Annotated in this window: 20 protein-coding genes; 13 read left to right on the top strand and 7 right to left on the bottom strand. The window is 74.5% G+C overall.

Annotated elements, in window-relative coordinates:
- The first annotated feature begins 43 nt into the window (after positions 1-43).
- Genes ACFU9A_RS11370 through ACFU9A_RS11380 form a run of 3 tightly spaced genes read left to right on the top strand, consistent with a single transcriptional unit; the run spans position 44 to position 5,866 of the window.
- The gene (locus tag ACFU9A_RS11370; protein WP_430575393.1) at positions 44-1,732 is read left to right on the top strand and encodes a CTP synthase; all 1,689 of its coding nucleotides are present in this window, start codon (positions 44-46) and stop codon (positions 1,730-1,732) included.
- A complete protein-coding gene (locus ACFU9A_RS11375; protein ID WP_430575394.1) occupies positions 1,729-2,379 on the top strand; it encodes an NUDIX domain-containing protein in 651 nt (216 codons plus the stop codon). Before ACFU9A_RS11370 ends, ACFU9A_RS11375 begins: the two co-directional genes overlap by 4 nt.
- A gap of 22 nt (positions 2,380-2,401) precedes the next feature.
- Positions 2,402-5,866, top strand: a complete 3,465-nt coding sequence (locus tag ACFU9A_RS11380) for a BTAD domain-containing putative transcriptional regulator (protein WP_430575395.1) — start codon at positions 2,402-2,404, stop codon at positions 5,864-5,866.
- On the opposite strand, the gene ACFU9A_RS11385 is transcribed toward ACFU9A_RS11380, so the two are convergent.
- From ACFU9A_RS11385 to ACFU9A_RS11410, 6 genes are all read right to left on the bottom strand, one after another.
- Entirely contained in the window at positions 5,848-6,699 is an 852-nt protein-coding gene (locus tag ACFU9A_RS11385) for an ABC transporter permease (RefSeq protein WP_430575396.1), read from the bottom strand. The two genes, ACFU9A_RS11380 and ACFU9A_RS11385, sit on opposite strands and share 19 nt — an antisense overlap.
- Entirely contained in the window at positions 6,696-7,667 is a 972-nt protein-coding gene (locus ACFU9A_RS11390) for an ATP-binding cassette domain-containing protein (RefSeq protein ID WP_430575397.1), read from the bottom strand. The genes ACFU9A_RS11385 and ACFU9A_RS11390 overlap by 4 nt, the downstream gene beginning before the upstream one ends.
- Positions 7,668-7,758: 91 nt before the next feature.
- The gene (locus tag ACFU9A_RS11395) at positions 7,759-8,487 is read right to left on the bottom strand and encodes an aminotransferase class IV (RefSeq protein WP_430575398.1); all 729 of its coding nucleotides are present in this window, start codon (positions 8,485-8,487) and stop codon (positions 7,759-7,761) included.
- Between the two features lie 47 nt (positions 8,488-8,534).
- Positions 8,535-9,506, bottom strand: a complete 972-nt coding sequence (locus tag ACFU9A_RS11400) for a heme A synthase (RefSeq protein ID WP_430575399.1) — start codon at positions 9,504-9,506, stop codon at positions 8,535-8,537.
- Between the two features lie 85 nt (positions 9,507-9,591).
- Positions 9,592-10,377, bottom strand: coding sequence for an ABC transporter permease (locus ACFU9A_RS11405; protein WP_430575400.1), 786 nt, complete (start codon positions 10,375-10,377; stop codon positions 9,592-9,594).
- Complete coding sequence (locus ACFU9A_RS11410; RefSeq protein ID WP_430575401.1) at positions 10,374-11,429, bottom strand: ABC transporter ATP-binding protein; 1,056 nt, start codon at positions 11,427-11,429, stop codon at positions 10,374-10,376. Before ACFU9A_RS11410 ends, ACFU9A_RS11405 begins: the two co-directional genes overlap by 4 nt.
- A gap of 69 nt (positions 11,430-11,498) precedes the next feature.
- Here ACFU9A_RS11410 and ACFU9A_RS11415 point away from each other — a divergent pair, with 69 nt between their 5' ends.
- From ACFU9A_RS11415 to ACFU9A_RS11460, 10 genes are all read left to right on the top strand, one after another.
- Positions 11,499-12,125 (top strand): HdeD family acid-resistance protein, encoded by a 627-nt coding sequence (locus tag ACFU9A_RS11415; RefSeq protein WP_430575402.1) that lies wholly within the window; start codon positions 11,499-11,501, stop codon positions 12,123-12,125.
- A gap of 176 nt (positions 12,126-12,301) precedes the next feature.
- Positions 12,302-13,078, top strand: a complete 777-nt coding sequence (locus ACFU9A_RS11420) for a helix-turn-helix transcriptional regulator (protein WP_430575403.1) — start codon at positions 12,302-12,304, stop codon at positions 13,076-13,078.
- Positions 13,075-14,535 carry a Fe-S cluster assembly protein SufB gene (gene sufB, locus ACFU9A_RS11425; RefSeq protein WP_430575404.1) on the top strand — a complete coding sequence of 487 codons (1,461 nt, stop codon included), beginning with the start codon at positions 13,075-13,077 and terminating at the stop codon, positions 14,533-14,535. The genes ACFU9A_RS11420 and sufB overlap by 4 nt, the downstream gene beginning before the upstream one ends.
- Positions 14,535-15,731, top strand: a complete 1,197-nt coding sequence (gene sufD, locus ACFU9A_RS11430; protein ID WP_430575405.1) for a Fe-S cluster assembly protein SufD — start codon at positions 14,535-14,537, stop codon at positions 15,729-15,731. Before sufB ends, sufD begins: the two co-directional genes overlap by 1 nt.
- A gap of 7 nt (positions 15,732-15,738) precedes the next feature.
- Positions 15,739-16,086, top strand: coding sequence for a non-heme iron oxygenase ferredoxin subunit (locus ACFU9A_RS11435; protein ID WP_430575406.1), 348 nt, complete (start codon positions 15,739-15,741; stop codon positions 16,084-16,086).
- 53 nt (positions 16,087-16,139) lie between these two features.
- Positions 16,140-16,907, top strand: a complete 768-nt coding sequence (gene sufC / locus ACFU9A_RS11440) for a Fe-S cluster assembly ATPase SufC (protein WP_430575407.1) — start codon at positions 16,140-16,142, stop codon at positions 16,905-16,907.
- A gap of 48 nt (positions 16,908-16,955) precedes the next feature.
- Positions 16,956-18,254: a cysteine desulfurase gene (locus tag ACFU9A_RS11445; protein ID WP_430575408.1), complete on the top strand. Its 1,299-nt coding sequence runs from the start codon at positions 16,956-16,958 to the stop codon at positions 18,252-18,254.
- Positions 18,255-18,275: 21 nt separating this feature from the next.
- Complete coding sequence (sufU, locus tag ACFU9A_RS11450) at positions 18,276-18,740, top strand: Fe-S cluster assembly sulfur transfer protein SufU (RefSeq protein WP_430575409.1); 465 nt, start codon at positions 18,276-18,278, stop codon at positions 18,738-18,740.
- Between the two features lie 13 nt (positions 18,741-18,753).
- Positions 18,754-19,113 (top strand): metal-sulfur cluster assembly factor, encoded by a 360-nt coding sequence (locus tag ACFU9A_RS11455; protein WP_430575410.1) that lies wholly within the window; start codon positions 18,754-18,756, stop codon positions 19,111-19,113.
- Between the two features lie 197 nt (positions 19,114-19,310).
- Positions 19,311-20,963 carry an FAD-binding protein gene (locus ACFU9A_RS11460; RefSeq protein ID WP_430575411.1) on the top strand — a complete coding sequence of 551 codons (1,653 nt, stop codon included), beginning with the start codon at positions 19,311-19,313 and terminating at the stop codon, positions 20,961-20,963.
- A gap of 84 nt (positions 20,964-21,047) precedes the next feature.
- Here ACFU9A_RS11460 and ACFU9A_RS11465 read toward each other — a convergent pair whose 3' ends face one another.
- Positions 21,048-25,070, bottom strand: coding sequence for a discoidin domain-containing protein (locus tag ACFU9A_RS11465; protein ID WP_430575412.1), 4,023 nt, complete (start codon positions 25,068-25,070; stop codon positions 21,048-21,050).
- Between the last annotated feature and the right edge of the window lie 80 nt (positions 25,071-25,150).

The raw sequence follows: 25,150 nt of genomic DNA on the forward strand, positions 1-25,150 counted from the left end.
GACCCGCGTGCCGCCGTCCGACCCACTGTTAGGATGGAGTTCCGTGGCCGACACCGCGAACAGACTCCAGCCCCGCTCCTCCAGCCGCACGGGTGCCACGCACCAGACGCGGCACATCTTCGTGACGGGCGGTGTGGCCTCGTCGCTCGGCAAGGGACTCACCGCCTCCTCGCTCGGGCGCCTGCTGCGCTCGCGGGGCCTGCGCGTCACCATGCAGAAGCTCGACCCGTACCTCAACGTGGACCCGGGCACGATGAACCCGTTCCAGCACGGCGAGGTCTTCGTCACCGAGGACGGTGCCGAGACGGACCTCGACATCGGCCACTACGAGCGCTTCCTCGACGTCGAGCTGCCCGCCTCGTCGAACGTCACGACCGGCCAGGTCTACTCGCGCGTCATCGCCAAGGAGCGCCGCGGCGAGTACCTCGGCGACACCGTCCAGGTGATCCCGCACATCACCGACGAGATCAAGTCCCGCATGCGTGACCAGGCGGGCCCCGACGTCGACGTCATCATCACCGAGATCGGCGGCACCGTCGGCGACATCGAGTCGCAGCCGTTCCTCGAGGCCGCCCGCCAGGTGCGGCACGAGCTGGGCCGCGACGACTGCTTCTTCCTGCACGTCTCGCTGGTGCCGTACATCGGTCCGTCCGGCGAGCTCAAGACGAAGCCGACCCAGCACTCGGTGGCCGCGCTGCGCTCCATCGGCATCCAGCCGGACGCCATCGTGCTCCGCTCGGACCGGGTGGTGCCCGACGGCATCAAGCGCAAGATCGCCCTCATGTGCGACGTCGACAACGAGGCCGTCATCAACTGCGCCGACGCGCCGAGCATCTACGACATCCCGCGCGTGATCCACTCCGAGGGCCTCGACGCGTACGTCGTGCGCCGCCTCGACCTGCCGTTCCACGACGTCGACTGGGACGGCTGGACCCGCCTGCTCGAGCGCGTGCACGAGCCGGAGCACAACGTCGAGATCGCCCTCGTCGGCAAGTACATCGACCTGCCCGACGCGTACCTGTCGGTCACCGAGGCGCTGCGCGCCGGCGGCTTCGACAACGACACCAAGGTCGCGATCCGCTGGGTGGCCGCGGACGACTGCCGCACCCCCGAGGGCGCGCAGGACTCGCTGGACGGCGTCGACGCCGTGCTCGTGCCGGGCGGCTTCGGCGTGCGCGGCATCGACGGCAAGGTCGGCGCGCTGCGCTGGGCCCGCGAGAACCTGGTGCCGACCCTGGGCATCTGCCTCGGCCTGCAGTCCATGGTCATCGAGTACGCGCGCAACGTGCTGGAGCTCGAGGACGCGTCGTCCACCGAGTTCGACCCGCAGAGCACGCACCCCGTCATCGCGACGATGGCGGAGCAGCTCGCGATCGTCGACGGCGCGGGCGACCTGGGCGGCACCATGCGCCTCGGCGCGTACGACGCGCACCTGGGCGCCGGCTCGGTCGTGGCGAAGGCCTACGGCAGCGAGCGGGTGTCGGAGCGCCACCGCCACCGCTACGAGGTGAACAACGCGTACCGGGCGCAGCTCGAGGAGGCCGGCCTGGTGTTCTCCGGCACGTCGCCCGACGAGAAGCTCGTCGAGTTCGTCGAGCTGCCCGCCGACGTGCACCCGTACTACGTGAGCACGCAGGCGCACCCCGAGTTCAAGTCGCGCCCGACGCGCTCGCACCCGCTGTTCAAGGGGCTCGTCGCGGCGGCCCTCGAGCGCCAGGGCAACCAGGCGTGAGCGACGCCCCGGACGCGGCGGGCACGCCGCTCGCCGACGAGATCGCGCCCCGCCCCGTCCTGCGGCACGACGTGCTGCAGCGGGGCCGGATCATCGACCTCGTCCGCGACGAGGTCGACCTCGGGGACGCCGGCGTGGTGACGCGCGAGTACGTCGAGCACCCCGGCGCCGTGGCGATCGTGGCGCTCGACGAGCAGGAGCGGGTCCTGTTGGAGCGCCAGTACCGCCACCCCGTGCGGTCCTTCATGTGGGAGGTGCCGGCCGGCCTGCTCGACGTCGACGGCGAGCCCGCCGTCGACGCGGCGGCGCGGGAGTTGGCCGAGGAGGCCGACGTCACCGCCGAGCAGTGGGCGGTGCTCGCCGACTACGCGACGACGCCGGGCAGCAGCGACGAGGCGGTGCGGATCTTCCTCGCCCGCGGCATCGCGCCGGTGGCCGAGACGGACCGGCACGTGCGCACCGGCGAGGAGGCCGGCATGGAGCTGCGCTGGGTGCCCCTCGACGAGGCCGTCGCGCGGGCGCTGGACGGCAGCCTGCACAACCCGTCGACGGTGGTCGGGATCCTGGCCGCCGCGGCGAGCCGCGCGGGCGGCTGGTCGTCCCTGCGGCCGACGGACGCGCCCTGGCCTGCCCGGCCGGGCGCCTGAGCTGCCGGTAGGCTCCACAGGCGTGCGTGACGCCTCCCTCCCCGAGCCCGGTACCGACGGATCGTCGGCGCCGGCGGACGCGCCCGCGGTGCGGGTGCTGGGCCCGGTCCGGGTGGCCGGGCCCGGGGCGGAGGACCGCGCGCCGCGCGGGACCCGTGCCTCCGCGCTGGTCGTGCTCCTCGCCCTCGCGGGTCCGCGCGGCGTCTCGTCGTCCGTCCTCGTCGACCGGCTGTGGCAGGAGTCCCTGCCCGCCGACCCGCGGGCGGCCCTGCAGAACCTCGTCTCGCGGCTGCGGGCCGTGGCGGGGCGGGGCGTCGTGCGGGCCACGGAGGCGGGGTACGCCCTGGGCGTGACGACCGATCTCGACCTGGCGCGCGAGGGCCTCACGGCCGCGCGCCGCGAGCTCGTCTCCGGCGACCCGCGCGTCGCCGCCCGCACCGCCGAGGGGGCCCTGGCGCTGTGGTCGGGCACGCCCGGCGTCGACCTGGAGGGCGGCGAGTTCGCGGCGGTCGCCGTGGAGCTCGCCGCCGTGGCCCGGCGTCGCCGCGACGAGCTGCGCACCGTGCGCCGCGACGCGGCCGAGGCCGCGGGGGAGCACGGTCTCGTGGCCGAGCTCGCCGGCGCCGACGTCGCCGCCGACCCCACCGACGAGGACGCCGCCCGCGCACTCATGGCGGCGCTCGGCGGCCTCGGGCGTGCGGGCGAGGCGCTGCGGGTCTTCACGCGGCTGCGGTCCGTGCTGGTGCGCGAGCTGGGCAGCGAGCCCGGCCCGGCCACGGTCGCCCTGTACGAGCGGCTCGCCGCGGAGGTCGGGGAGCCGGCGCACCCCGTCGCGCGCCCGGTCGGTGCGGACGCGCCGGCGGCCGCGCCCTCGCCGCCCCTGGCGCCGGCCACCGGCGCGGGCGCCCCCGGCGCCGGGGGCGCGCACGGCGGCGGCACGGCGCGGGGCCTGCGCACGTACCCGACGCCGCTGCTCGGTCGCGAGCCGGACGTCGCCGCGCTCCTCGACGCCCTGACCGCCTCCCGCCTCGTCACGGTCCTCGGCCCGGGCGGGCTCGGCAAGACCCGGCTCGCGCAGGAGGTCGCCCGGCGGACGCTGGGGCGCACCCCGGTCGTGGTCGTCGTCGAGCTCGTGGGCGTGCGGAGCGACGACGACGTGGTCCTGGCGCTCGCGGACGCCCTGGGCGTCGCTCCGGGGGTCGGCTCCGTGCGCCTGGCCGACCGGCTCCAGGCGGGCGACCTCGCCACCCAGGTGACCACGCGCCTGCGCGACGCCGAGGCCCTGGTCGTGCTCGACAACTGCGAGCACGTCGTGGAGGGCGCGGCGCGATGGGCCGGCGCGCTGCTGGCGGTCGCGCCGGGGCTGCGGGTGCTCGCCACGAGCCGGACCCCGCTGCTCCTGGACCAGGAGGCGACGTACGCGCCGGCCCCCCTCGGCTCCGCGCCCGACGGCGACGACGACGGCCCCGCCGTCCGCCTGTTCGTCGAGCGGGCCCGGGCCGTGCGCCCCGACGCCCTGCTCGACCGGGCGGCCGTCGCGCACCTGTGCGAGCGGCTGGACGGCCTGCCCCTGGCGATCGAGCTGGCGGCGGCGCGGGTGCGCACCCTGAGCGTCGCGGAGGTGGACGCCCGGCTCGACGAGCGGTTCGCCCTGCTGCGGGTGCGCGACCGCTCCGTCCCGGACCGGCACCGCACGCTGGAGGCGGTGCTCGACTGGAGCTGGAACCTGCTCACCGCGGGCCAGCAGGCGCTGTGGCGGCGCGCCGCCGTCCTCCCGGACGGGTTCTCGGCGGAGGCGGCCCGCGCCCTCCTGCCCGACGTGCCCGGCTGGCAGGTGGACGACGACGTCGACGCCCTCGTGCTGCAGTCCCTCGTGCGGGTCGAGGAGGCGGACGGCGCCAGCCGGTACCGCATGGTCGAGACCGTGCGGGAGTTCGGGCTGCTGAGGCTGGCGGCCGCGCACGAGGAGCGCTCGGCCGAGGACGCCGTGCTCGGCTGGGCCACCGCCGTCGCGCGCCGCTGCGCCGCGCGCGTGCTGTCCCCGGACCAGCACCTCGCCGTCGCGGAGCTCGGGCGCGAGCAGGAGAACCTCGTGTACGCGGTGCGCCGCGCGATCGAGCGCGGGCGCCCGGACGTCGTCGTCCACGGCTTCGTCGCGCTGCTCGGCAGCTGGGCCTCCCGCGGCGCGGAGGAGCGCGTCATCGGGCTCACGCCCGCGGCGCTGGAGTCGCTGCGGGGCTGGGAGGTCCCCGACGAGCACGCGGACGCGACCGCGATCACGCTCGAGGTGATCGCGGGGGCGTCGGTCTTCGGCGTCCCCGGGCAGGCGGCGCGCCCCCTCGGCCGCCTGCGCCGGCTCCTGCGCACCAGCGGCGCGGTGGGCGCCCGCACCCGGGCGCTGTCCGCCGTGGTGCTGGCGCGCACGCCGGAGGAGCTCCACGAGGTGCTCCTGCGGCTGCAGGGGTCCGACGACGGCTACACCGCGCTCATCGCCCACATGTTCGAGGCGCAGCTGCAGGAGAACGACGGCGAGCTGGCCCGCGCCGTGGAGCACGCCACCGCCGCGCACGAGGTGGCACGCGCCGTCGGTGACCCGGCCGCCACGGCGATGTCCGCGATGGTGGTCGCGTCGTTCGTCGCCGAGGAGGGCGACGCGGCCGCGGCGCTGCGGTGGCTCGCGGTCGCCCGCGACGGCGTCGGGGCGCTCGGCGCCGGGGAGATGCTGCGCCAGACGTGGTGGATCGAGCTGTGCGCGTCGCTCACCCTGGGCGACGTCGAGACCGCCGAGCGGGCGATGACCGCGATGGCGGCGGCGACCGCGGAGGCCCAGGGCTCCCAGGCGGTCGAGGCGTGGACCGTGCTCGAGCTGGGGCGCGGCGAGCTCGCCTGGCTCCGCGGGGAGCGGGCGGTCGCCCTCGAGCACCTCGCGCGCTCCGTGGACGCCCTCGGCGGGGGGCGGCCCGGCCCCGACGGTGCCCCCTGGTTCCTCATGGCCGCCTCGGCCGCGCTCGTGCGGCGCGTGCAGGCAGGGGACGGCGACGCCGGGCTCGTGCGCCGGATCGTCGAGGTCGGGCGCGGGGCCCGCGGCGCCGGCCGCGGGTTCGTCGACCGCCCGGTGCTCGCGATGTCGGCGATCGGCGTCGCCTACTGGGGCTGTATGGGCGCGGGCCCGGCGGGGGCCGGGGAGTCCCGTGAGCGCGTGTCCGCGGGGGTGGAGCTGCTGGCCCTCGCGGGCCGCCTCGGCGGGCGGCAGGACGTGCCGGCGCTCCGCCTGTCGTCGCTCCGGGAAGCCGTCCGGGAGGCGGTGTCCGGCACGGCGGGCGGCGCCGACCTCCTGCGGGACGCGGAGCGCCGGGCGGCCGAGCTCGACCGCGACGGCCTGGTGCCACGCGCGGACGTGCTCCTGGGGCGCCTCGCGGACGAGGCGGCCCAGGAGCACGACGCCGAGCCGGGGGCCGGCGGCCCCGGTCAGGCCTTCTTCATGTAGCTCCGCACGGCGAGCGGGGCGAAGATCGCCACGACGACGGCGCAGCTGAGCAGCGCGATGCCGACCTGGCCCGTGACGCTGCCGGTGCTGGCGAGGTCACGCACGGCCGTCACCAGGTGCGACACCGGGTTGACGTTGACGAAGCCCTGCAGCCAGCCGGGCATCGTGTCCACGGGGACGAACGCGTTGGACAGGAACGTCAGCGGGAAGAGCACCAGGAACGAGATGCCCTGCACGGACGACGCGGACCGGCCGATGACGCCGAAGAACGCGAAGATCCAGCTCAGGGACCAGGCGCAGACGATCACCAGCAGGCCGGCGAGCAGCACGCCGCCGACGCCGCCGCCCGGGCGCCAGCCCATGATCAGGCCCATGACGATCGTCAGGGTCGTGGCGATGAGGTAGCGGACCAGGTCCGCGACCAGGGCGCCGGCGAGGGGCGCGATGCGGGCGATGGGCAGCGACCGGAACCGGTCGAACACGCCCTTGTCCATGTCCTCGCGCAGCTGGGTGCCGGTGACCGCGGAGGCCGTGATGACGGTCTGCACGAGGATGCCCGGGATGATCACGGGCAGGTAGGCCGCGATGCTGCCGGAGATCGCCCCGCCGAAGATGTAGGTGAACATCAGCGTGAAGATGATCGGCTGCACCGTGACGTCGATGAGCTGCTCGGGCGTGCGGCGGATCTTGATGAGGCCGCGCCGGGCCATGGCGAGCGAGTCGGACACGGCCTGGCCGACGGTGACGCGGTTGCGCAGGGTGCGCTCGGCGCCGGGGACGATGCGCCCGCCCGACGCCGGCGGCGCCGCGGGGGCGGTGGTGAGCGTGGTCATGCGGAGATCTCCTCGGGGGCGTCGGCCTCGGTCGCGCCGTGGCCGGTCAGGGTCAGGAACACCTCGTCGAGCGTGGGCTTGTCCATCGACAGGCCGTCGATGTCGATCCCGGCGCCGCGGAGGCGGACCAGGAGGTCGGTGACGCGGGCCGGGTCGGCGACGGGCACCGTGAGACGACGGGCCTCGGGCGACGGCGTGGCCGGCACGCCGAGCACGTCCCGTACGGCCTCGAGGGCGACGGGGGCGTCCTCGGGGCGCACGAGCGTGAGCTGCAGCGACTGCTCGCCCACGGACGACTTGAGCTCGTCGCCGGTGCCCTCCGCGACGACCCGCCCGCGGTCGATGACCGCGATGCGGTCCGCGAGCTGGTCGGCCTCGTCGAGGTACTGCGTGGTGAGCAGCACCGTGGAGCCCGTCGCGACGAGGCGGCGGATGGTCTCCCACATCTGGGCGCGCGTGCGCGGGTCGAGGCCCGTGGTGGGCTCGTCCAGGAAGAGCAGCGGCGGCTGCGCGATGAGGCTGGCCGCGAGGTCGAGCCGGCGGCGCATGCCGCCGGAGAAGTTCTTCAGGGGGCGCGCGGCGGCGTCGGTGAGGTTGAACTCCTCGAGCAGGTCACGGGTGCGGCGCGTCGCGGCGGCGCCCTTGAGCCCGTTGAGGCGGCAGAAGAGGAGCAGGTTCTCCGTGGCGCTGAGCGTCTCGTCGACCGAGGCGTACTGCCCCGTCACGCCGATGAGCTGCCGCACGACGAACGGCTCGCGCGCCACGTCGTGGCCGAAGACGGAGGCCCGCCCGGCGTCGGGGCGCAGGAGGGTCGCCAGCATGCGGATCGTGGTGGTCTTCCCGGCCCCGTTCGGGCCGAGCACCCCGTAGACCGTGCCGGTGGCGACCGTGAGGTCGACCCCGTCCACGGCGCGGTTGTCGCCGAAGATCTTGACGAGGCCCTCGGCCTCGATCGCGGTGGTGGTCATGGCACCACCGTGCGCGGCGGCGCTCGCAGGCCGCTGTCACGGCGCTGTCACGGCCTCGCGCGGCGCCGTCAGCGCCGCGGCCCGGCGAGGGTCAGACGGCGTCCCAGGGGAGGGCGGACAGCGCGGCCCTGATCTCCGCGACGCGTCCCGCGGCGTCGGGCAGCGGGGTCCCGTCGACGGACGCGACGGCGACGATCCCGATGGAGTTGACGAGGAAGGCCCCTGCGAAGCCGGGCACGTCGCGCAGGTGCACGGGGTGGGCCCAGGAGGGCGTGGCGGCCTCGACGAGCGCGAGGCCCGTGCCTCGCAGGTGCGGCGCGGTCGGCCAGACGACGCCGCCGTCGGCCTCGAGGAACCCGACGTTCGCGATCGACGACTCGGCCACGGCGCCGTCGGGGCCGGTCAGCAGGGCGTCGTCGAACCCCTCGCGGCGGACCTGCCGGGCCCACTGCGCCTGCGCGAAGCCGCCGAGGTGCTTGAGGTGCGCGAAGGGGCGCAGGTACGGCACGGCCCGCAGGCGCTGGGGCGTGCCGGGCGGGAGGCGGGGGCCGGCGACCTGGACGGCGACGTGCTCGGCGTCGCGCAGCACGACGCGCACCGACGCGTCCGCACGGCCGTCGAGCGCGTGCCGCACCAGACCGATGACCCGGTCGCCGTCGAGGGGCGCGTCGAAGATCTCGCGGTGGGCGGCGTCCAGCCGGAGCAGGTGGTGCTCCAGGCCCTGCACCCCGCCGCCGCGGACCTGCATGGCGGTGAAGTGGCCGTCGGTGGACGCGACCTGCTCGGCCGTCGCGGGGCGGCCCTCGACCTCGATGCGCACGCCAGCACCGTAGCGCGGCGCCCCGCCGGAGCCGGGCCGCGCGCGGCTCAGGAGCGGGTGCGCAGGCGCAGGACGGCGTTCGCGGTGGCCCAGGTGAGGCAGCCCGCGCCCACCAGGTGGATGCCGACCAGCAGCTCGGGCAGGCCGGTGAAGTACTGCACGTAGCCGATGAGCCCCTGGGTCATCGTGACGGCGAGCAGCAGCCACGCGCCCTTCCGTGCGGCCGGCACGCCGGGACCGGCCGCCGCGCGGTGCAGCAGCACCAGCAGCACGACGAGCGTGATCGTGAACAGCCAGACGGAGCCGGAGTGCGCCTTGGTGACCGTCAGGGGGTCGAGGGCGAGGCGGTAGCCCACGGAGGTGTCGCCGGAGTGCGGGCCGGAGCCGGTGACGAGCACCCCGAGGGTGACGATCGGGACGAGCAGGACGCCGAGGACCGTGCCGACCACGGAGACGGCCCGCCCCCCGACCCGCACGGGACCGCCGTCGCCCTCGCCGTGCCGGTGCAGCAGGTAGGCGCTGAACCATACGAGCGCCGCCGAGACGCCGAAGTGCAGCGAGACCCAGCCCGGGTGCAGGTGCAGCAGCACCACGACGCCGCCGATGACCGCCTGCGCGACGACGCCCGCCAGGGGCACCACGCCGAGGGCGCGGAACGACCGCGTCCGGCTGCGGTCGGTGGCCACGAGCACGAGGACCATGAGCCCGACGATCGCGAGCAGGAACGCCAGCGTGCGGTTCCCGAACTCGATGTAGGGGTGGATGGACGAGGCCTGGTGGAACGCCGGCGTGAACTCGCCGGGCTCGCAGTTCGGCCAGCTCGAGCAGCCGAGCCCGGAGTCGGTGAGCCGCACGGCGCCGCCGGTGCCGATGATGAGGATCTGCCCGATGACGTTCGCGAGCAGCACGCCGCGGGTCCAGGAGCGGAACCGCGCGAGCGGGTCGCGACGGTCGTGCCGGTCGGTCGGCAGGGCGGCGCCCGACTCGGGGGCGGGCGCTGCGGGGCTCGGCGAGGTCACGGGTCCACGGTATCGCCAGGATGCGGCCGTCCGGGCGCCTCCGGGCACCCCGCGGTGTGACCTTGGCCCGCCTCGCGGCCCGGTGTCACTGCCAGCGGAAGAAGCGGGCCGCGGCCCATGCGAGGAGCGCCGTCCACGCCGCGAGCACGACGACCGCCGGCGCCGGCACCCCGGTGCCGATCAGGGCGCCGCGCATCGCCTCGCCGAGCGCGCCCGAGGGCAGGAACGTCGCGACGTGGGCGAGCGCCCCGGGCAGCTGCTCCGGCGGCACCAGCAGGCCGCCGCCCACGACCAGGAGCACGAGGACGAGGTTGGCGAGCGCGAGCACGCCCTCGGCGCGCAGCGTGCCCGCCAGGAGCAGCGCGAGCGCCGTGAAGCACGCGGTGCCGAGCAGCCCGACGCCGACGGCGGCCAGGATCCCGCCCGCGGCCGGCTGCCAGCCGAGCGCCAGCGCGACGGCCCCGATCACGACGACCTGCACGACCTCGACCGCGAGCACGCCCAGCAGCTTGCCCGCGAGCAGCCCGCCGCGGCCCAGCGGCGTCGTGGCCAGGAGGCGGAGCACGCCGTTGCGCCGGTCGAAGGCGGTGGCGATGGCCTGGGAGGTGAACGCCGTGGACACGCAGGCGAGCGCCAGCACGCCCGGCGTCACGAAGTCGATCCGCGCGAGGCCGCCCGTGTCGATCTCGATGACGCTGGTGCGCGTCAGGCCGAGCAGCACCATGACGGGCAGCACGACGGTCACGAGCAGCTGCTCGCCGTTGCGCAGCACGGCGCGCGTCTCGAACCCGGCCTGGGCCAGGACCCGGCGCCACGCGGGGGCGGCCAGCGCGGCGGGCGCGTCCGAGGGGGCGGGGGTGGTCGTCGTCATCGCAGGTGCCGTCCCGTCAGGTCGAGGAAGACGTCCTCCAGCGTGCGCCGGCCCACGGTGAGCCGGCTCGCGAGGACGTCGTGGTCGGCGAGCCAGCCGGTCAGCGCGGCCAGCGCGCGGGGCCCGGCGGGCCCCGTCGCGACGTAGGAGCCGGGCTGCGGCTCGGCGACCGCCCAGGTGCCGTGGTCGCCCGCACGGCCGGGCGCGGTGCCGGGCGCGGTGCCGGGCGCGGTGCCGAGCGCGGCGGCGAGTGCGGCGACGTCCAGGCCGGGGGCGGCGTCGAACCGCAGCGTCCGGTCGTCCTGCGCGTCGGGGGAGAGGAGCTCGGGGACGCTGCCGCTGGCGATGACGCGCCCGTGGTCGACGACGTGGACGCGGTCCGCCAGGTCCTCGGCCTCGTCCATGAGGTGCGTCGTGAGGACGACGGCGGTGCCCTCGTCGCGCAGCTCGCGCACGAGGTCCCACACGGCGTGCCGGCTCTGCGGGTCCATGCCCGCGCTCGGCTCGTCGAGGAACACGACCTCGGGGCGCCCGACCACGGCCGCGGCGAGCGACAGCCGCTGGCGCTGCCCCCCGGACAGGCGGCGCACCGTGGTCCGTGCGAACGAGCCGATGCCGAGGCGCTCGCCGAGCTCGGCCACGTCGCGCGGGGCCGCGTACATGGCGGCGACGTGCCGCAGCACCTCGCCCGCGCGGGCACCGGTGGGCAGCCCGCCGTCCTGCAGCATGACGCCCACGCGGGGGCGCAGGGCGCGGGCGTCGGCCACCGGGTCGAGGCCGAGCACGCGCACGGTGCCGCCGTCGGGGGACCGCAGCCCCTCGCAGCACTCCACGGTGGTGGTCTTGCCGGCACCGTTGGGGCCGAGCACGGCGGTCACCGCGCCGGCGTCGGCGACGAGGTCAAGCCCTGCGACCACATCCCTCCCGCCGTAGCGTTTGACGAGGCCCTGCACATGGACGGCGGCACCGGCGCTCGCGGTGCGGCGGTCCTCGGCAGGGCGGGCGGACGGCGTGGCGCCGTCCGCGCCCGATGGCGCGATCGAGGTGGGCACCGGAAGATTCTACGGAGTCGCCCGGACCGGGCGACGGGCGTCAGGCGCGACCGGAGGAGCAGCACGACCATGACCTTCTACACGTTCACCCCGCCGCAGGACGTCGCCGCGCTGGCCCGGCGCCTGTGGTACTGGCCGGTGATCCGCGGTGTGCTCGCGCTGCTGTTCGGTCTGCTGGCGATCTTCCTGCCGGACAAGACCCCGACGGTGCTCGTCCAGGTCTTCGGGGTGTTCGTGCTGGTCGACGGCGTGGTGAGCCTCGTCGACGGGCTGCGCCGCCGGGGGTCGTCGGCGGGCTCGGTGAACACCGGCATCGGCATCGTCGCGCTGGTCTTCGGCGCCCTGCTGCTGCTCCTGCCGAAGGTCTTCCTCGGGATCGTCCTGATCCTCGTGGCCGTCTGGGCGCTGATCTTCGGCCTGCTCCAGCTGTTCGTCGTGCCGGCGATGCGCCGCCGCGGCGGGGCGTCGTGGGTCTGGAACCTCCTGGCCGGGCTGCTGCTCATCGCGCTCGCGGTGGTGTGCTTCGCCAACCCCGCCGACGCGATCGTGGGGCTGTCCATCGTGATCGGCGTGTTCGCGGTGATCATCGGCATCGTGATGATCGCGCTGGGGATCAAGCTGCGCCAGCTCGGCCGGCAGGGTCCCGGCGGCGGTCCGGGCGAGGTCATCGAGGGGCGCATCGTCACCGGGGAGTGACGTTCGCGACAGCTGCCCTCCCAGCGGCCCAGGAGGGGGCCCGGTGAGGCATGCCTTGCTTGACATCCTGGATTACGCAACAAGGATGTTCCCTATATCGACGTCGTCGCCGGTGGTCGAGGTCTGCAGCTGAGGCCTGCCCCCGGTGGCCCACGAGCCGTGAGGGGGATGAGCGCATGCCGACGAGCACGACGGACCGCACGCCCGCGCGCGTCGCCCCCCGCGCCCTCGACGCCACGCCCGAGGCCGACGGCACCACGCGCCGTCGCGTCCTGGAGCTCGTCGCCGGCGAGGGGCCCGTCAGCGCGGCCGAGCTCGCCGACCGCCTGGGCCTGACCTCCGCGGCGGTGCGCCGCCACCTGGCCTGCCTCGAGGAGGACGGGACGATCGCCGTGCACGACGGCGGCCCGTCGTCCGGTCGCCGCGGCCGGCCGGCGCGCCGGTACGTCGTGAGCACGCGCGGGCAGTCCGACCTCGCGGGCGGCTACTCCGAGCTCGCGGCACAGGTGATGCGCCACCTGCGCGAGACCGGCGGCAGCGAGGCCGTCGCCCGGTTCGCCGCGGAGCGGTACGACGCCGTCGTCGCGCGGTACGCGCCGCGCCTCACCGCCGCCGACCCCGAGGGCCGCGCGGGCCAGCTCGCGGACCTGCTCTCGGACGACGGCTACGCGGCATCGGTCCGGCCCGTGTCCGGCCCGCTGCTCCCGACGGTCCAGCTGTGCCAGGGCCACTGCCCCGTGCAGCACGTCGCCGAGGAGTTCACCGAGCTGTGCGAGGCGGAGGCCCGCGCCTTCTCCGAGCTGCTGGGCACGCACGTCCAGCGCCTGGCCACCATCGCGGGCGGCGCGCACGCCTGCGTCACGAACGTCCCGACCGTCACCACGCAGGTCTCACCCCAGAACCTCCCCACCCCGGCCCACCGCATCCGCGGCACGCAGGAAGGAACACGATGAGCGCTCCCACCCAGGACGCCGCCCAGGCTTCGGCGCAGGGCACCGAGAAGCGGTCCGATGACGAGATCATCGACTCGATCGGCGCGTACCAGTTCGGCTGGCGCGACAGCGACGCCGCAGGCGAGGCCGCCCAGCGCGGTCTGAACGAGGACGTCGTCAAGAACATCTCGGCGCTGAAGGACGAGCCCGAGTGGATGGCGAAGTTCCGTCTCAAGGCGCTGCGGCTGTTCGGGAAGAAGCCGATGCCGAACTGGGGCGCCGACCTCACCGGGATCGACTTCGACCGGATCAAGTACTTCGTGCGCTCCACGGAGAAGCAGGCCGCCAGCTGGGAGGACCTGCCCGAGGACATCAAGGAGACCTACGACAAGCTCGGCATCCCCGAGGCGGAGAAGCAGCGCCTCGTGGCCGGCGTCGCCGCGCAGTACGAGTCCGAGGTCGTCTACCACCAGATCAACGAGGAGCTCGAGAAGCAGGGTGTCATCTTCCTCGACACCGACACCGCGCTGCGCGAGCACCCCGAGCTGTTCCAGGAGTACTTCGGCACCGTCATCCCGTCGGGCGACAACAAGTTCGCGGCGCTGAACTCGGCCGTGTGGTCGGGCGGCTCCTTCGTCTACGTGCCGCCCGGCGTGCACGTGGAGATCCCGCTGCAGGCCTACTTCCGCATCAACACGGAGAACATGGGCCAGTTCGAGCGGACGCTGATCATCGCGGACGAGGGCTCCTACGTGCACTACGTCGAGGGCTGCACCGCGCCGATCTACTCGAGCGACTCGCTGCACTCCGCGGTCGTCGAGATCGTCGTGAAGAAGAACGCCCGCGTGCGCTACACGACCATCCAGAACTGGTCGAACAACGTGTACAACCTGGTGACCAAGCGCGCCACGGCCGCCGAGGGCGCCACCATGGAGTGGGTCGACGGCAACATCGGCTCCAAGGTCACGATGAAGTACCCCGCGATCTACCTGCTCGGCGAGCACGCCCGCGGCGAGACGCTGTCCATCGCCTTCGCGGGCGAGGGCCAGCACCAGGACGCCGGCTGCAAGATGGTGCACGCCGCGCCGCGCACGTCCTCGTCGATCGTGTCGAAGTCCGTCGCCCGTGGCGGCGGCCGCACGTCGTACCGAGGCCTGGTGCAGGTGCTCGAGGGCGCCAAGCACTCCGCGTCGACCGTGCTGTGCGACGCGCTGCTGGTCGACCAGATCTCCCGGTCCGACACCTACCCGTACGTCGACGTCCGCGAGGACGACGTGTCCATGGGGCACGAGGCGACGGTCTCGCGGGTGAGCGAGGACCAGCTGTTCTACCTCATGTCCCGAGGCATGGAGGAGACCGAGGCGATGGCCATGATCGTGCGCGGGTTCGTCGAGCCCATCGCGCGCGAGCTGCCCATGGAGTACGCGCTCGAGCTCAACCGCCTCATCGAGCTGCAGATGGAAGGGTCCGTCGGCTGATGGCCATCACTACCGATCACTCCCGCGCCGTGGCCGACGGCGCCCACTCCCACGGCGTCGTCCCGGCGGGCTCTCGCGCGGAGCGCAAGACCTCGTTCGACCTCGCCGACATCCCCGTGCCCACCGGGCGCGAGGAGGAGTGGCGGTTCTCGCCGGTCGCGCGGCTCCAGCCGCTGTTCGGCGAGGACCTCGGCGCCGGCGGCGTCCTCACGGGCGTCGTCGAGACGCCGGAGGCCAAGGTCGAGATCGTCGGCAAGGACGACCCGCGCCTGGGCACGACCGGCAAGCCGGGCGACCGCACCGCCGTGACCGCGTGGAACGCCGCGACCGAGGCGACCGTCATCACCCTGCCCGCGGAGGCCGTCGCCACCGACGTCACCTCCGTGCGGGTCGAGGGCGCGACCAAGGACGCGACGGCGCAGCACCTGCTGGTGCACGCCGAGCACCACGCCGAGGGCGTCGTCGTCATCGACCACCGCGGCGAGGCCGTCCTCAACCAGACGGTCGAGATCGTCGTCGACGAGGGGGCGCACCTCACGGTCGTCTCCGTGCAGGACTGGGCCGACGGCGCCGTGCACGCCTCGAGCCACCGCGCGCGCATCGGTCGCGACGCCAAGCTCAAGCACGTCGTGGTGACGTTCGGCGGCGACGTCGTGCGCATCACCCCGGACGCGACGTTCACGGGCGAGGGCGGCGAGGTCGAGATGGTCGGCCTCTACTTCGCGGACGCGAACCAGCACCAGGAGCACCGCCTGTTCGTGGACCACGCCGTGCCGCGCTGCAAGTCGCGCGTCACCTACAAGGGCGCCCTGCAGGGTGCCGGCGCGCACGTGGTGTGGGTCGGGGACGTGCTCATCCAGGCCGAGGCCGAGGGCACCGACACGTACGAGCTCAACCGCAACCTGGTCCTCACCGACGGCGCCCGCGCCGACTCGGTGCCGAACCTGGAGATCGAGACGGGCGAGATCGAGGGCGCGGGGCACGCGTCGGCGACCGGCCGCTTCGACGACGAGCAGCTCTTCTACCTCATGGCCCGCGGCATCCCCGAGGTCGACGCCCGTCGCCTCGTGGTGCGCGGCTTCTTCGCGGAGCTGATCGACCAGATCGGCGTCCCGTCGGTCGAGGAGCGCCTGCTCGCGTCGATCGAGGCCGAGCTGGAGAAGTCGATGAGCGTCATCACCGGCGTCGCGGAGTGACGGCGCGATGACCTCCCAGCTGGCCTGCATGGCCGACGACCTCGCCCCCGAGGAGGCCATGCTCGTGGAGCTCGACGGCGAGGACGGGGCCCCGGTCCCGGTCGCCGTCGTCCGCGACGCCGACGGCGGCTGGCACGCCCTGTCCGACATCTGCTCGCACGGGCAGGTGTCCCTGTCCGACGGGGAGGTCGAGGGCTGCCTCGTCGAGTGCTGGCTGCACGGCTCGCAGTTCGACCTGCGCACCGGCAAGCCCGTGCAGCTCCCCGCCACGCAGCCTGTGCCGGTGTACCCGGTGACGGTGGACGGCGACCGCGTCCTCGTGGACGTCGACGAGCCGCTCGCCGTCGCGTCGTGACCGCCTCGGCAACCCCCACTCTTCGCAGCAACACAGACCTGGAGACACGAAGCATGCCCACCCTGGAGATCCGCGACCTGCACGTCAGCGTCGAGACCAAGGAAGGCGCCAAGCCGATCCTGCGCGGCGTCGACCTGACCATCAACTCGGGCGAGACGCACGCCATCATGGGCCCGAACGGCTCCGGCAAGTCGACCCTCGCCTCGGCCCTCGCCGGCCACCCGAAGTACACGGTGACCTCGGGCACCGCGACGCTCGACGGCGAGGACCTCCTCGCGATGACCGTCGACGAGCGGGCCCGCGCCGGCCTGTTCCTCGCCATGCAGTACCCGGTCGAGGTGCCCGGTGTGTCCGTCGCGAACTTCCTGCGCACCGCCAAGACCGCCATCGACGGCGAGGCGCCCGCCCTGCGCACGTGGGGCAAGGAGGTCAAGGGTGCGATGGAGAACCTCCGCATCGACTCGACCTTCGCCGAGCGCTCCGTCAACGAGGGCTTCTCCGGCGGCGAGAAGAAGCGCCACGAGATCCTGCAGATGGAGCTCTTCAAGCCCCACTTCGCCATCCTCGACGAGACCGACTCCGGCCTCGACGTCGACGCCCTGCGCGTCGTGTCCGAGGGCGTGAACCGGGCCAAGTCGAACACCGACGTCGGCGTCCTGCTCATCACGCACTACACGCGCATCCTGCGCTACATCAAGCCCGACTTCGTGCACGTCTTCGTCGACGGCAAGATCGCCGAGGAGGGCGGCCCCGAGCTCGCCGAGCAGCTCGAGGAGAACGGCTACGACAAGTACGTCGGCACCGGCGCGACGATGGCCTGACCTCCTCGTCGAGGGGACTTGACCAGGAGCCGTCACCAGGAGGACAGCATGACCACCACCGACACCGTGCGCCCGTCGCTCACCGCGGCGGAGCTCGCCGCCGTGCGCGCGGACTTCCCGCTGCTCGGGCGCACGGTGCGGGGCGGCCGCCCGCTCGTCTACCTGGACTCGGCCGCGACCTCGCAGAAGCCGAACGTGGTGCTCGAGGCCGAGGTCGACTTCTACGAGCAGCGCAACGCCGCCGTGCACCGCGGCGCGCACCAGCTCGCCGAGGAGGCGACCGAGGCGTTCGAGGACGCGCGGTCCGCCGTGGCCGCGTTCGTCGGGGCCGACGAGGGCGAGATCGTCTGGACGCCGGGCGCGACGGCAGCCCTCAACCTCGTGGCCTACGCGTTCTCGAACGCGACGGCCGGGCGCGGGGGAGCGGCCGCCGAGCCGTTCCGCCTGGCGCCGGGCGACGAGATCGTCGTCACCGAGGCGGAGCACCACGCGAACCTCGTGCCGTGGCAGGAGCTGTGCGCCCGCACCGGCGCCGTCCTGCGCTGGTTCGGCGTCGACGACGAGGGGCGCGTCGACCTGTCGGACGTCGCGGGCGTGATCACCGACCGCACCCGCGTGGTGGCGTTCGGGCACGTGTCGAACGTGACCGGGGCGGTCGCGCCGGTCGCCGAGCTCGTGGCGGCCGCGCGCCGCGTGGGCGCCCTGACGGTGCTCGACGCGTGCCAGTCGGTGCCGCACCTGCCCGTCGACCTGCACGCCCTCGGCGTCGACCTCGCCGCCTTCAGCGCGCACAAGATGCTCGGCCCCACCGGCGTCGGCGCCCTGTACGGGCGGCGCGAGCTGCTCGAGGCGATGCCGCCCGTCACCACGGGCGGGTCGATGGTCGAGGTCGTCACGATGGCCGAGACCACCTACGCCCCGCCGCCGCAGCGCTTCGAGGCGGGCACCCAGATGGTCGCGCAGGCCGTCGGCATGGGCGTCGCGGCGCAGTGGCTGGACGAGCTGGGCATGGACCGCGTCGCGCGGCACGAGCAGGAGCTCGCGGCCGAGCTGGTGCGGATCGGCGAGATCCCGGGCGTGCGGATCGTCGGCCCGGCGGACGCGCGCGACCGGCTCGCCGTCGTGTCGTTCGTCGTCGACGGCGTGCACGCGCACGACGTCGGGCAGGTGCTCGACGACAAGGGCATCGCCGTGCGCGTGGGCCACCACTGCGCGCAGCCGCTGCACCGCCGGTTCGGCGTGGCGGCGACGGCGCGCGCGTCGGCCTCCGTGTACACCACCACCGAGGAGATCGCGGCGTTCCGGGAAGCATTGTCGGGCGTGCGCGCGTTCTTCGGTGTGGACTGACGGCAGGCGGAGAGGACAGCAGTGAGCTCGCTCGAGCAGATGTACCAGCAGGTGATCCTGGACCACGCGAAGCGCCCGCACGGCCGGGGGCTCGTGGACGCGCCCGGCGACCACCGGTCGGGGGAGTCGCACCAGGTCAACCCGACCTGCGGCGACGAGATCACGCTGCGCGTGGACGTCGACGGGTCGACGGTCGCCGGGGTGTCCTGGGAGGGGCAGGGCTGCTCCATCTCGCAGGCCTCGGCCTCGGTGATGACCGAGCTGGTCACCGGGCACGACCTGGCCGACGTCGCCCGCATCGACGCCGTCTTCCACGACCTCATGGGCTCGCGGGGCAAGGGGCTGGACGACGAGGAGGCGCTCGACGCGCTCGGGGACGCCAGCGCGTTCACCGGCGTCTCGCAGTACCCCGCCCGTATCAAGTGCGCGCTGCTCGGCTGGGCGGCGCTCAAGGACTCGCTGGCGCGCAGCGGCGCGCTGAGCTGAACCGGAGGAGACGATGACCGAGAACACGACCGACGAGGTCGCCCCGCCGGCGGCGTCCCCGACGCCGACCACGGCCGCCGACGTCGAGGAGGCCATGCGCGACGTCATCGACCCCGAGCTGGGCATCAACGTCGTCGACCTGGGCCTCGTCTACGGCATCCAGGTGGACCAGAACAACATGGCGACCATCGACATGACGCTCACGTCCGCGGCCTGCCCGCTGACCGACGTCATCGAGGACCAGTCCGCCACCGCCCTGGAGGGCTTGGTCGACGGCTTCCGCGTCAACTGGGTCTGGATGCCGCCGTGGGGCCCGGAGAAGATCACCGACGAGGGCCGCGAGCAGCTGCGGATGCTGGGCTTCAACGTCTGACCACCGCGTCGGACGGCGTCGGACAGCGTCGGACAGTGTCGGGCAGCGTCGGACGGCACGAAGGCCTCGACCTCCCACCGGGGAGGTCGAGGCCTTCGTCGTCCCGGCCGTGGGCGGGCCGTTGACTCCGGGCCCGCGGTGCAGCAGTATCGGGGCACACCGAACCGGACAGTGGTGTCCGGATGAGAGGAGCCGTCATGCCCGCACCGTCCCGGCCACAGTTCGACCACTCCTACGACGTCGTGGTGGTGGGTAGCGGTGCCGCCGGCTTCGCGACCGCCCTGGGTGCCGTGGACGAGGGGCTCAGCGTCCTGATCGTCGAGGGCACGGACAAGTGGGGCGGCAGCTCGGCGATGTCTGGCGGCGGGCTGTGGCTGCCCGTGAACCCGCTCATGGGCCGCGACGGTGCGGGAGACTCGCGCGAGGAGGCCCTGACCTACCTCGAGGAGACGGTCGGCGAGGCGGGCCGTTCGACCTCGCGGGAGCGCAAGGAGGCGTTCGTCGACGGGGTGGCGGACCTCGTCACGACGGCGGAGCGGCACGGGATGCGTTTCGCGCGGGGCAAGGACTACCCGGACTACTACCCGGAGCTGCCCGGCGGGAAGATCGGCCGGTCGATCGAGGTGGTGCCGCTGGACTCCCGGCCGCTCGGTCACTGGTGGGGCACGCTGCGGTCGGCGGTCCCGCTGCCCGCGAAGACCGACGACGTGTGGCTGCTCGGCCGCGCCTGGTCGACGCCGTCGGGCTTCGTCCGCGGCGCGCGGTTCGTCTTCCGCGCCCTGGGCGGCGTCGTGACCGGCAAGCGTCTGGTCGGGATCGGGAACGCGCTGATGACGTCGTTCGGCCGGGCGCTGCTGGTGGAGCGGGACGTGCCGCTGTGGCTGTCGTCGCCGCTGGAGGACCTCGTCGTCGACGACGGCCGGGTGGTGGGCGTCCGGGTGCGCCGCGACGGGCGGGTCGTGACGATCGGCGCGTCCCGCGGCGTCATGCTCGCGGCCGGCGGCTTCGAGTCGAACCCCGACTGGCGGCAGAAGTACCACGGCATCGACGGCAGCCCGTCGGGCAACCCCGGCAACGTCGGGCAGGTGATCGAGATCGCCCGCGAGGCCGGCGCCGCGCTCGAGCTCATGGACGACGCGTGGTGGGGCGCCTCGGTCGAGGCGCCGCCCGGCGGCACCCCGGCGTTCATCGTGGGGGAGCGCTCGATGCCGTACTCGATCATGGTCGACGCGAAGGGCGAGCGGTTCGCGAACGAGTCCGAGTCGTACGTCGACCTCGGCCACCACATGCTCGCCCACGACAAGGACGGCCCGTACTGGCTCGTCCTGGACGCCCGCGCCCAACGCCGGTACCTGCAGACGTTCGCGATGGACCCGCGCGCCGTCCGGGCGATGAAGGAGGCGGGCATCGCGCACAAGGCCGGCACGCTCGCCGAGCTGGCGGGACGGATCGGCGTGGACCCGGCGACCTTCGAGCGCACCGTGCGCCGGTTCAACGGGTTCGCCCGCACGGGCGTCGACGGCGACTTCGGCCGCGGGAACTCCGCCTACGACCGGTACTACAGCGACCCGCTCGTCCACCCCAACCCGAACCTGGGCCCCCTCGAGAAGGGCCCGTTCGTCGCCTACCGCGTCGTGATCGGCGACCTCGGCACCAAGGGCGGCGTCGTGACGGACGCGGACGGCCGCGCCCTGCGGGAGGACGGCACGGTCATCGACGGCCTGTACGCGGCCGGCAACACGTCCGCCTCGGTCATGGGGCGCACGTACCCCGGTCCGGGGTCGACCATCGGGCCCGCCACGGTGTTCGGGCTGCGCGCCGCCCGGCGGATGGCACGCGCGAACGGCTGACCTCGCCCGCCCGGCGACGAGCGGGGCCCCGGCGCGGGGTGCGGTCTCGGCCTGAGGGCCACGCGACCGCACCCCGCGCAGGCGTCACGACGTGCGTCGCCCGGGCGTGAACTCCGCGGTCAGCGACCGGTCGGTGTCGAGCACGAGGTCGAGGGTGGCCTCGTCGCTCACCACCTGACCGGACTCGTCGCGCCACCCGACGAACCGGTGCGCGCGTGCGGGCTCGGCCCGGAGCCGCACCGGGCTGCCCTTCTCGTAGCGCCCGGGCTCGGTCTCGTTGCCCGCGACGCGGACGGACCCGCCGGTGCTCGGCGCCGCGGACACCGCGAGCGTCACCTGGGCCATGGTGATCGCCATCGGGTTGGTGATCTCCACGGGGCCGCGGGAGGTCGTGCCGTTGTACCGCATGAGGTTCACGACCCGGACGCGGCTCGACGCGTCGGCGTCTGCGGTGTGCCCGCCGGGCCCGAGGTTGTCGGTGCCGAGGTTGAACGCGGTCACGGTCGCGCCGCCGCGGGCGACGACCCCGTCGCGGCTGCCGTACGCGAACGTGTTCCGTACGGTCAGGCGCCGCGCGCCGGTCGCGCGGACCAACACCTCGCGCTCCCGCGAGACGCCGTCGATGACCTGCGGGAACAGGTTCGCGGCCTCCACCCAGCCGGGGATCCCGTAGGCCATCCGGGTGGCGACGTTCCCGTTGGACAGGACGCCCTGCACGGTGCCTCCCGTGTTCGCGCCGACCCGCACGCCGTTCTCGAGGAAGAGGCCCACCACGCGGCGCACCAGGAACCGGTCGGCGTCGGCCGTCATGTCGACGGCGTTCCAGGCGTTCTCCATCCCGACGTTCACCACGTACACGCGGGGTGCGTCGCCCCGCGCCGCGAACGGGTAGGGCACGGCGCCGTCGGCGGAGGCGGGGTTGTTCTCGGGGTGCAGCACCCGAAGCCCGCGCACTCCCGACCGCTCCCCGGCGAGGGTGACGAGGGCCGGGGCGTCCGCGGCGTCGGCCGCGTCGCGCCCCGCGGTGGCCGCGAGGACGGTGCCCGCCGACTCGACGAGCGAGTCGCGCTGGGGCACCGAGGACGCCCCGCGCAGCTCCACGCGGGCCGGGACGGTGAGGTGCCCGGCCACGGTGTACCAGCCGGCCGGCAGGTAGACGACCCCGCCGCCGGCGAGGCCGGCGTCGTCCAGCGCGCGCTGGATCGCGGCGGTCGCGTCGACGCCCGTGAACCGCCCCGGCGTGCGCGGCACGTCGTAGGGGGCGGCGGTGACGTCGAAGAGGCGGGCCGGCGGCTTCGGCGCTGCGACCTCGGCGGGGACGGCCGGCACGTCGCCCGGCCCGTCGAGCTCGTGCACCGTGCCCTCGACGCCGCCCGCGGTCGCCACGTCCGTGAGCTTCACGTAGCCGCGGGAGAGGTTGCGGACCGCGGCCTGCGTACCCTCCAGCCGGCTCGACGCGACGCCGAGGCCCCAGCGGTCGTCGGACTCCTCGACGAGGACGGCGATGCCGGCGCGGCGGACGTCGACGCCCACGAAGGCGCCGGTGAACGTCGCGCGCGGCCCCTTCACCATCTTGATGCCCACCGCGTAGTCCGCGGCGTGCAGGTCGACGAACTGGTCCCACTCGAGGTCCGCCAGCACGAAGCCGGTGCCGTGCTCCCGGGTCCAGGCGTCGAGCACCGACCGCCTCGGGGCGTCGAAGGTCTTGCCCGCCTCGGCCCAGTACGCGTTGTCGAACCGCACGTCCTCCCAGACGCCGACGTCGGCGCCGTTGTACCCTGCGGCCCCCTCGAAGAGCACCGTGCCGGAGACGTCGCGCACGTTCGCCAGCTCGTGCCCCTGCGCGCCGGGACCCTCGCCGCGGTCGTTGCGCCGCGTGGAGATCCCGATGCCGCGGTACGAGTTGAGCATCGTGACGTGCTCGACCGTGGACATCATGTAGTTCTGGTTGCCCTGCCACGCGAGGCCCGGGATCTCGAACGTGTACCCGTAGGGCACCGGGTCCGCCGCGTCCTGGCCGGGGTACCAGGTGGTCACCCCGACGACGCCGGCGCTGCCGCCGACGAGGAACAGGCTCGGTCCGTCGTCGCCCGAGGGCAGGTCGGCGACCACGACGGTGCCGTACTCGCCGCGCGCGCCGGCGCCCGCGTCGTCGGGGTCGCGTCGGTCGCCGCGCAGGGTGCAGTACGCGCCCACCTCGATGGTGTCGGTGACGCGGTACCGGCCGGCGGGGAGCCAGACCGTGCCGCCGCCCGCGTCCTGGCAGGTGTCCAGGGCCTCCTGGATCCCGTGGGTTGAGTCGGCCTTCCCGCGGGGGTCGACGGCGAAGTCCGTGGCGACGACGTCGGCCACGACCACGTCCTCGGTGGGGAACCTGGTCGGGACCACCGTCGACGACAGCTCGACGTCGGGCGACTCGCGCACCTCGAACGCCGTGAGGCCGAACGCGGCGCGCTGCGTCGCGAGCCGGTCGAGCCACACCCGCACGAAGCGGGCGTCGGTCGGCGCGAACCGGGTCCGCAGCGGTCCGCCGCCGAGCGCGCCCGCCCGGGCGACCTCGGTGAACCCGTCGCCGTCGCTCGAGACCTCGACGCGGTAGTCGTTCGCGTAGTCGGCCGTCCAGCCCAGGGTGATCTCGCCGATCTCGCGGACGCGGCCCAGGTCGACCTGCGCCCACGCGGCGTCGTCGCCCTGCTCGGACGTCCAGGCGGTGCCGTCGTCACCGTCGGTCAGGGCGGCGGGGGAGCCGCCGCTGGTCGTGCCGGCGCTCGCGGCGGCGCCGCGGGCGAGGTCGGTCGTCCGCTCGCCCGCGAGGAAGGACTCCAGCGCGCCGACCAGGGCGTCGGTCGCCGCGTCGACGGCGTCGCCGGTGGCGTCCGCGTCGTCGACGACGGCACGCGCCGCGTCGATCGCCCGCTGGAGGGCCGCCTTCGACCCGGCCGGGTACTGGCCGTCGCGCTCGCCCTCGCGGGCGGCGAAGTGCGCGACGTCGGCGCGGTCGACCAGGCGCCGCAGCGCGACCGTCGGGTCGAGCTCGCGGGGGACGGCGGTGACGGCGATGCCGTCCATCCGCACCTCCCGCGACGACCGCTCGGCCGAGACCCGGAAGTCGGAGCCGTTGGACCGGTTGGTGAGGACCGCGTCGTCGAGCAGCCACGCGTGGTGCGTCCACGCGCCGGACGTGCCGAGCTCGACCGGCGTGGAGTCCTTGAACTTGTCCTCGATCTCGTCGCCCGGGGAGTCGTACTCGAGGAACAGGCTCCCGCCCGCGTCCTGGTACGCGACGTCCACGAGCACGCGGTCGGTGGTGTCGGCGAGGAGCGAGTCGGCGACGTTCGCGTAGACGAAGCTCGTGCCGGCGGCGCGGTCCGTCTGCCAGTAGCCGCGCCCGTCCGCGGTGCCCGTGACGAGGCCGTCCGGGGAGTCGCCAGCGCGCACGGAGATGCCGTCCTCGGCGACCGTCGGCCCCAGGTCGACGCCCGCGGTGCGCACGACGACGCGCACCGCGGCGACGGTGAGCGCGCCGTCGCCCGCCGGGGCGAGCGTCACCTCGGCCGCGCCGCCGGGGTGCAGCGTGCCGGCCGGCAGCGGGACGACGGTCGTCGTCCAGCCGTCCTCGTCGGTGTCGGGCTCCGTGGCACCCGCCAGCTCCACCGGGGAGCCGTCCTCACGGTCGGCCGTGGCCGCGGGCGCGACCGCGGCGAGGTGGTCGACCACGAGGTAGCCGGGGCGGTCCGCGAGGCGGTCCACGAACTCGTCGGCGACGTCGAGCGTGAGCTTCTCGGCGCCCGCGGCGGGTGCGGTGCGCCAGAAGCCACGGCCGCCCTCCGCGCCGGTCTCCTGCGCCCCGGGGACGGGGGCGCTCGCGGCCGTGATTCCGTAAGACGTGACCTTCTCGCCCAGGTCGGCGCCGGTGCCCAGCGGGTACCGGTCGACGTCGACGGCGGGGGCGGCGGCCGCCACCACGGCGCGCGGCGCGCTGCCCGCCGCGGGGCCCGCTGCCGCCGTGAGCGTCGCGGTGAGCGACACCCCCGCCACCAGGGTCAGCGCCGCCGTCGTCGCGGCCGCGCCGCGGGCGGCGCTTCTCGTCCTTCTGCGCAGTTCCATCCTCAACACCTTTGTCTCGGAGACGTGTTCGTCAGGGGCTCGCGCCGCGCGTGGGCGCGAGGTCGGTGCATCGTCCCGGC

It is taken from the genome of Isoptericola sp. NPDC057653 (assembly GCF_042799955.1).
GTDB lineage: Bacteria > Actinomycetota > Actinomycetes > Actinomycetales > Cellulomonadaceae > Isoptericola.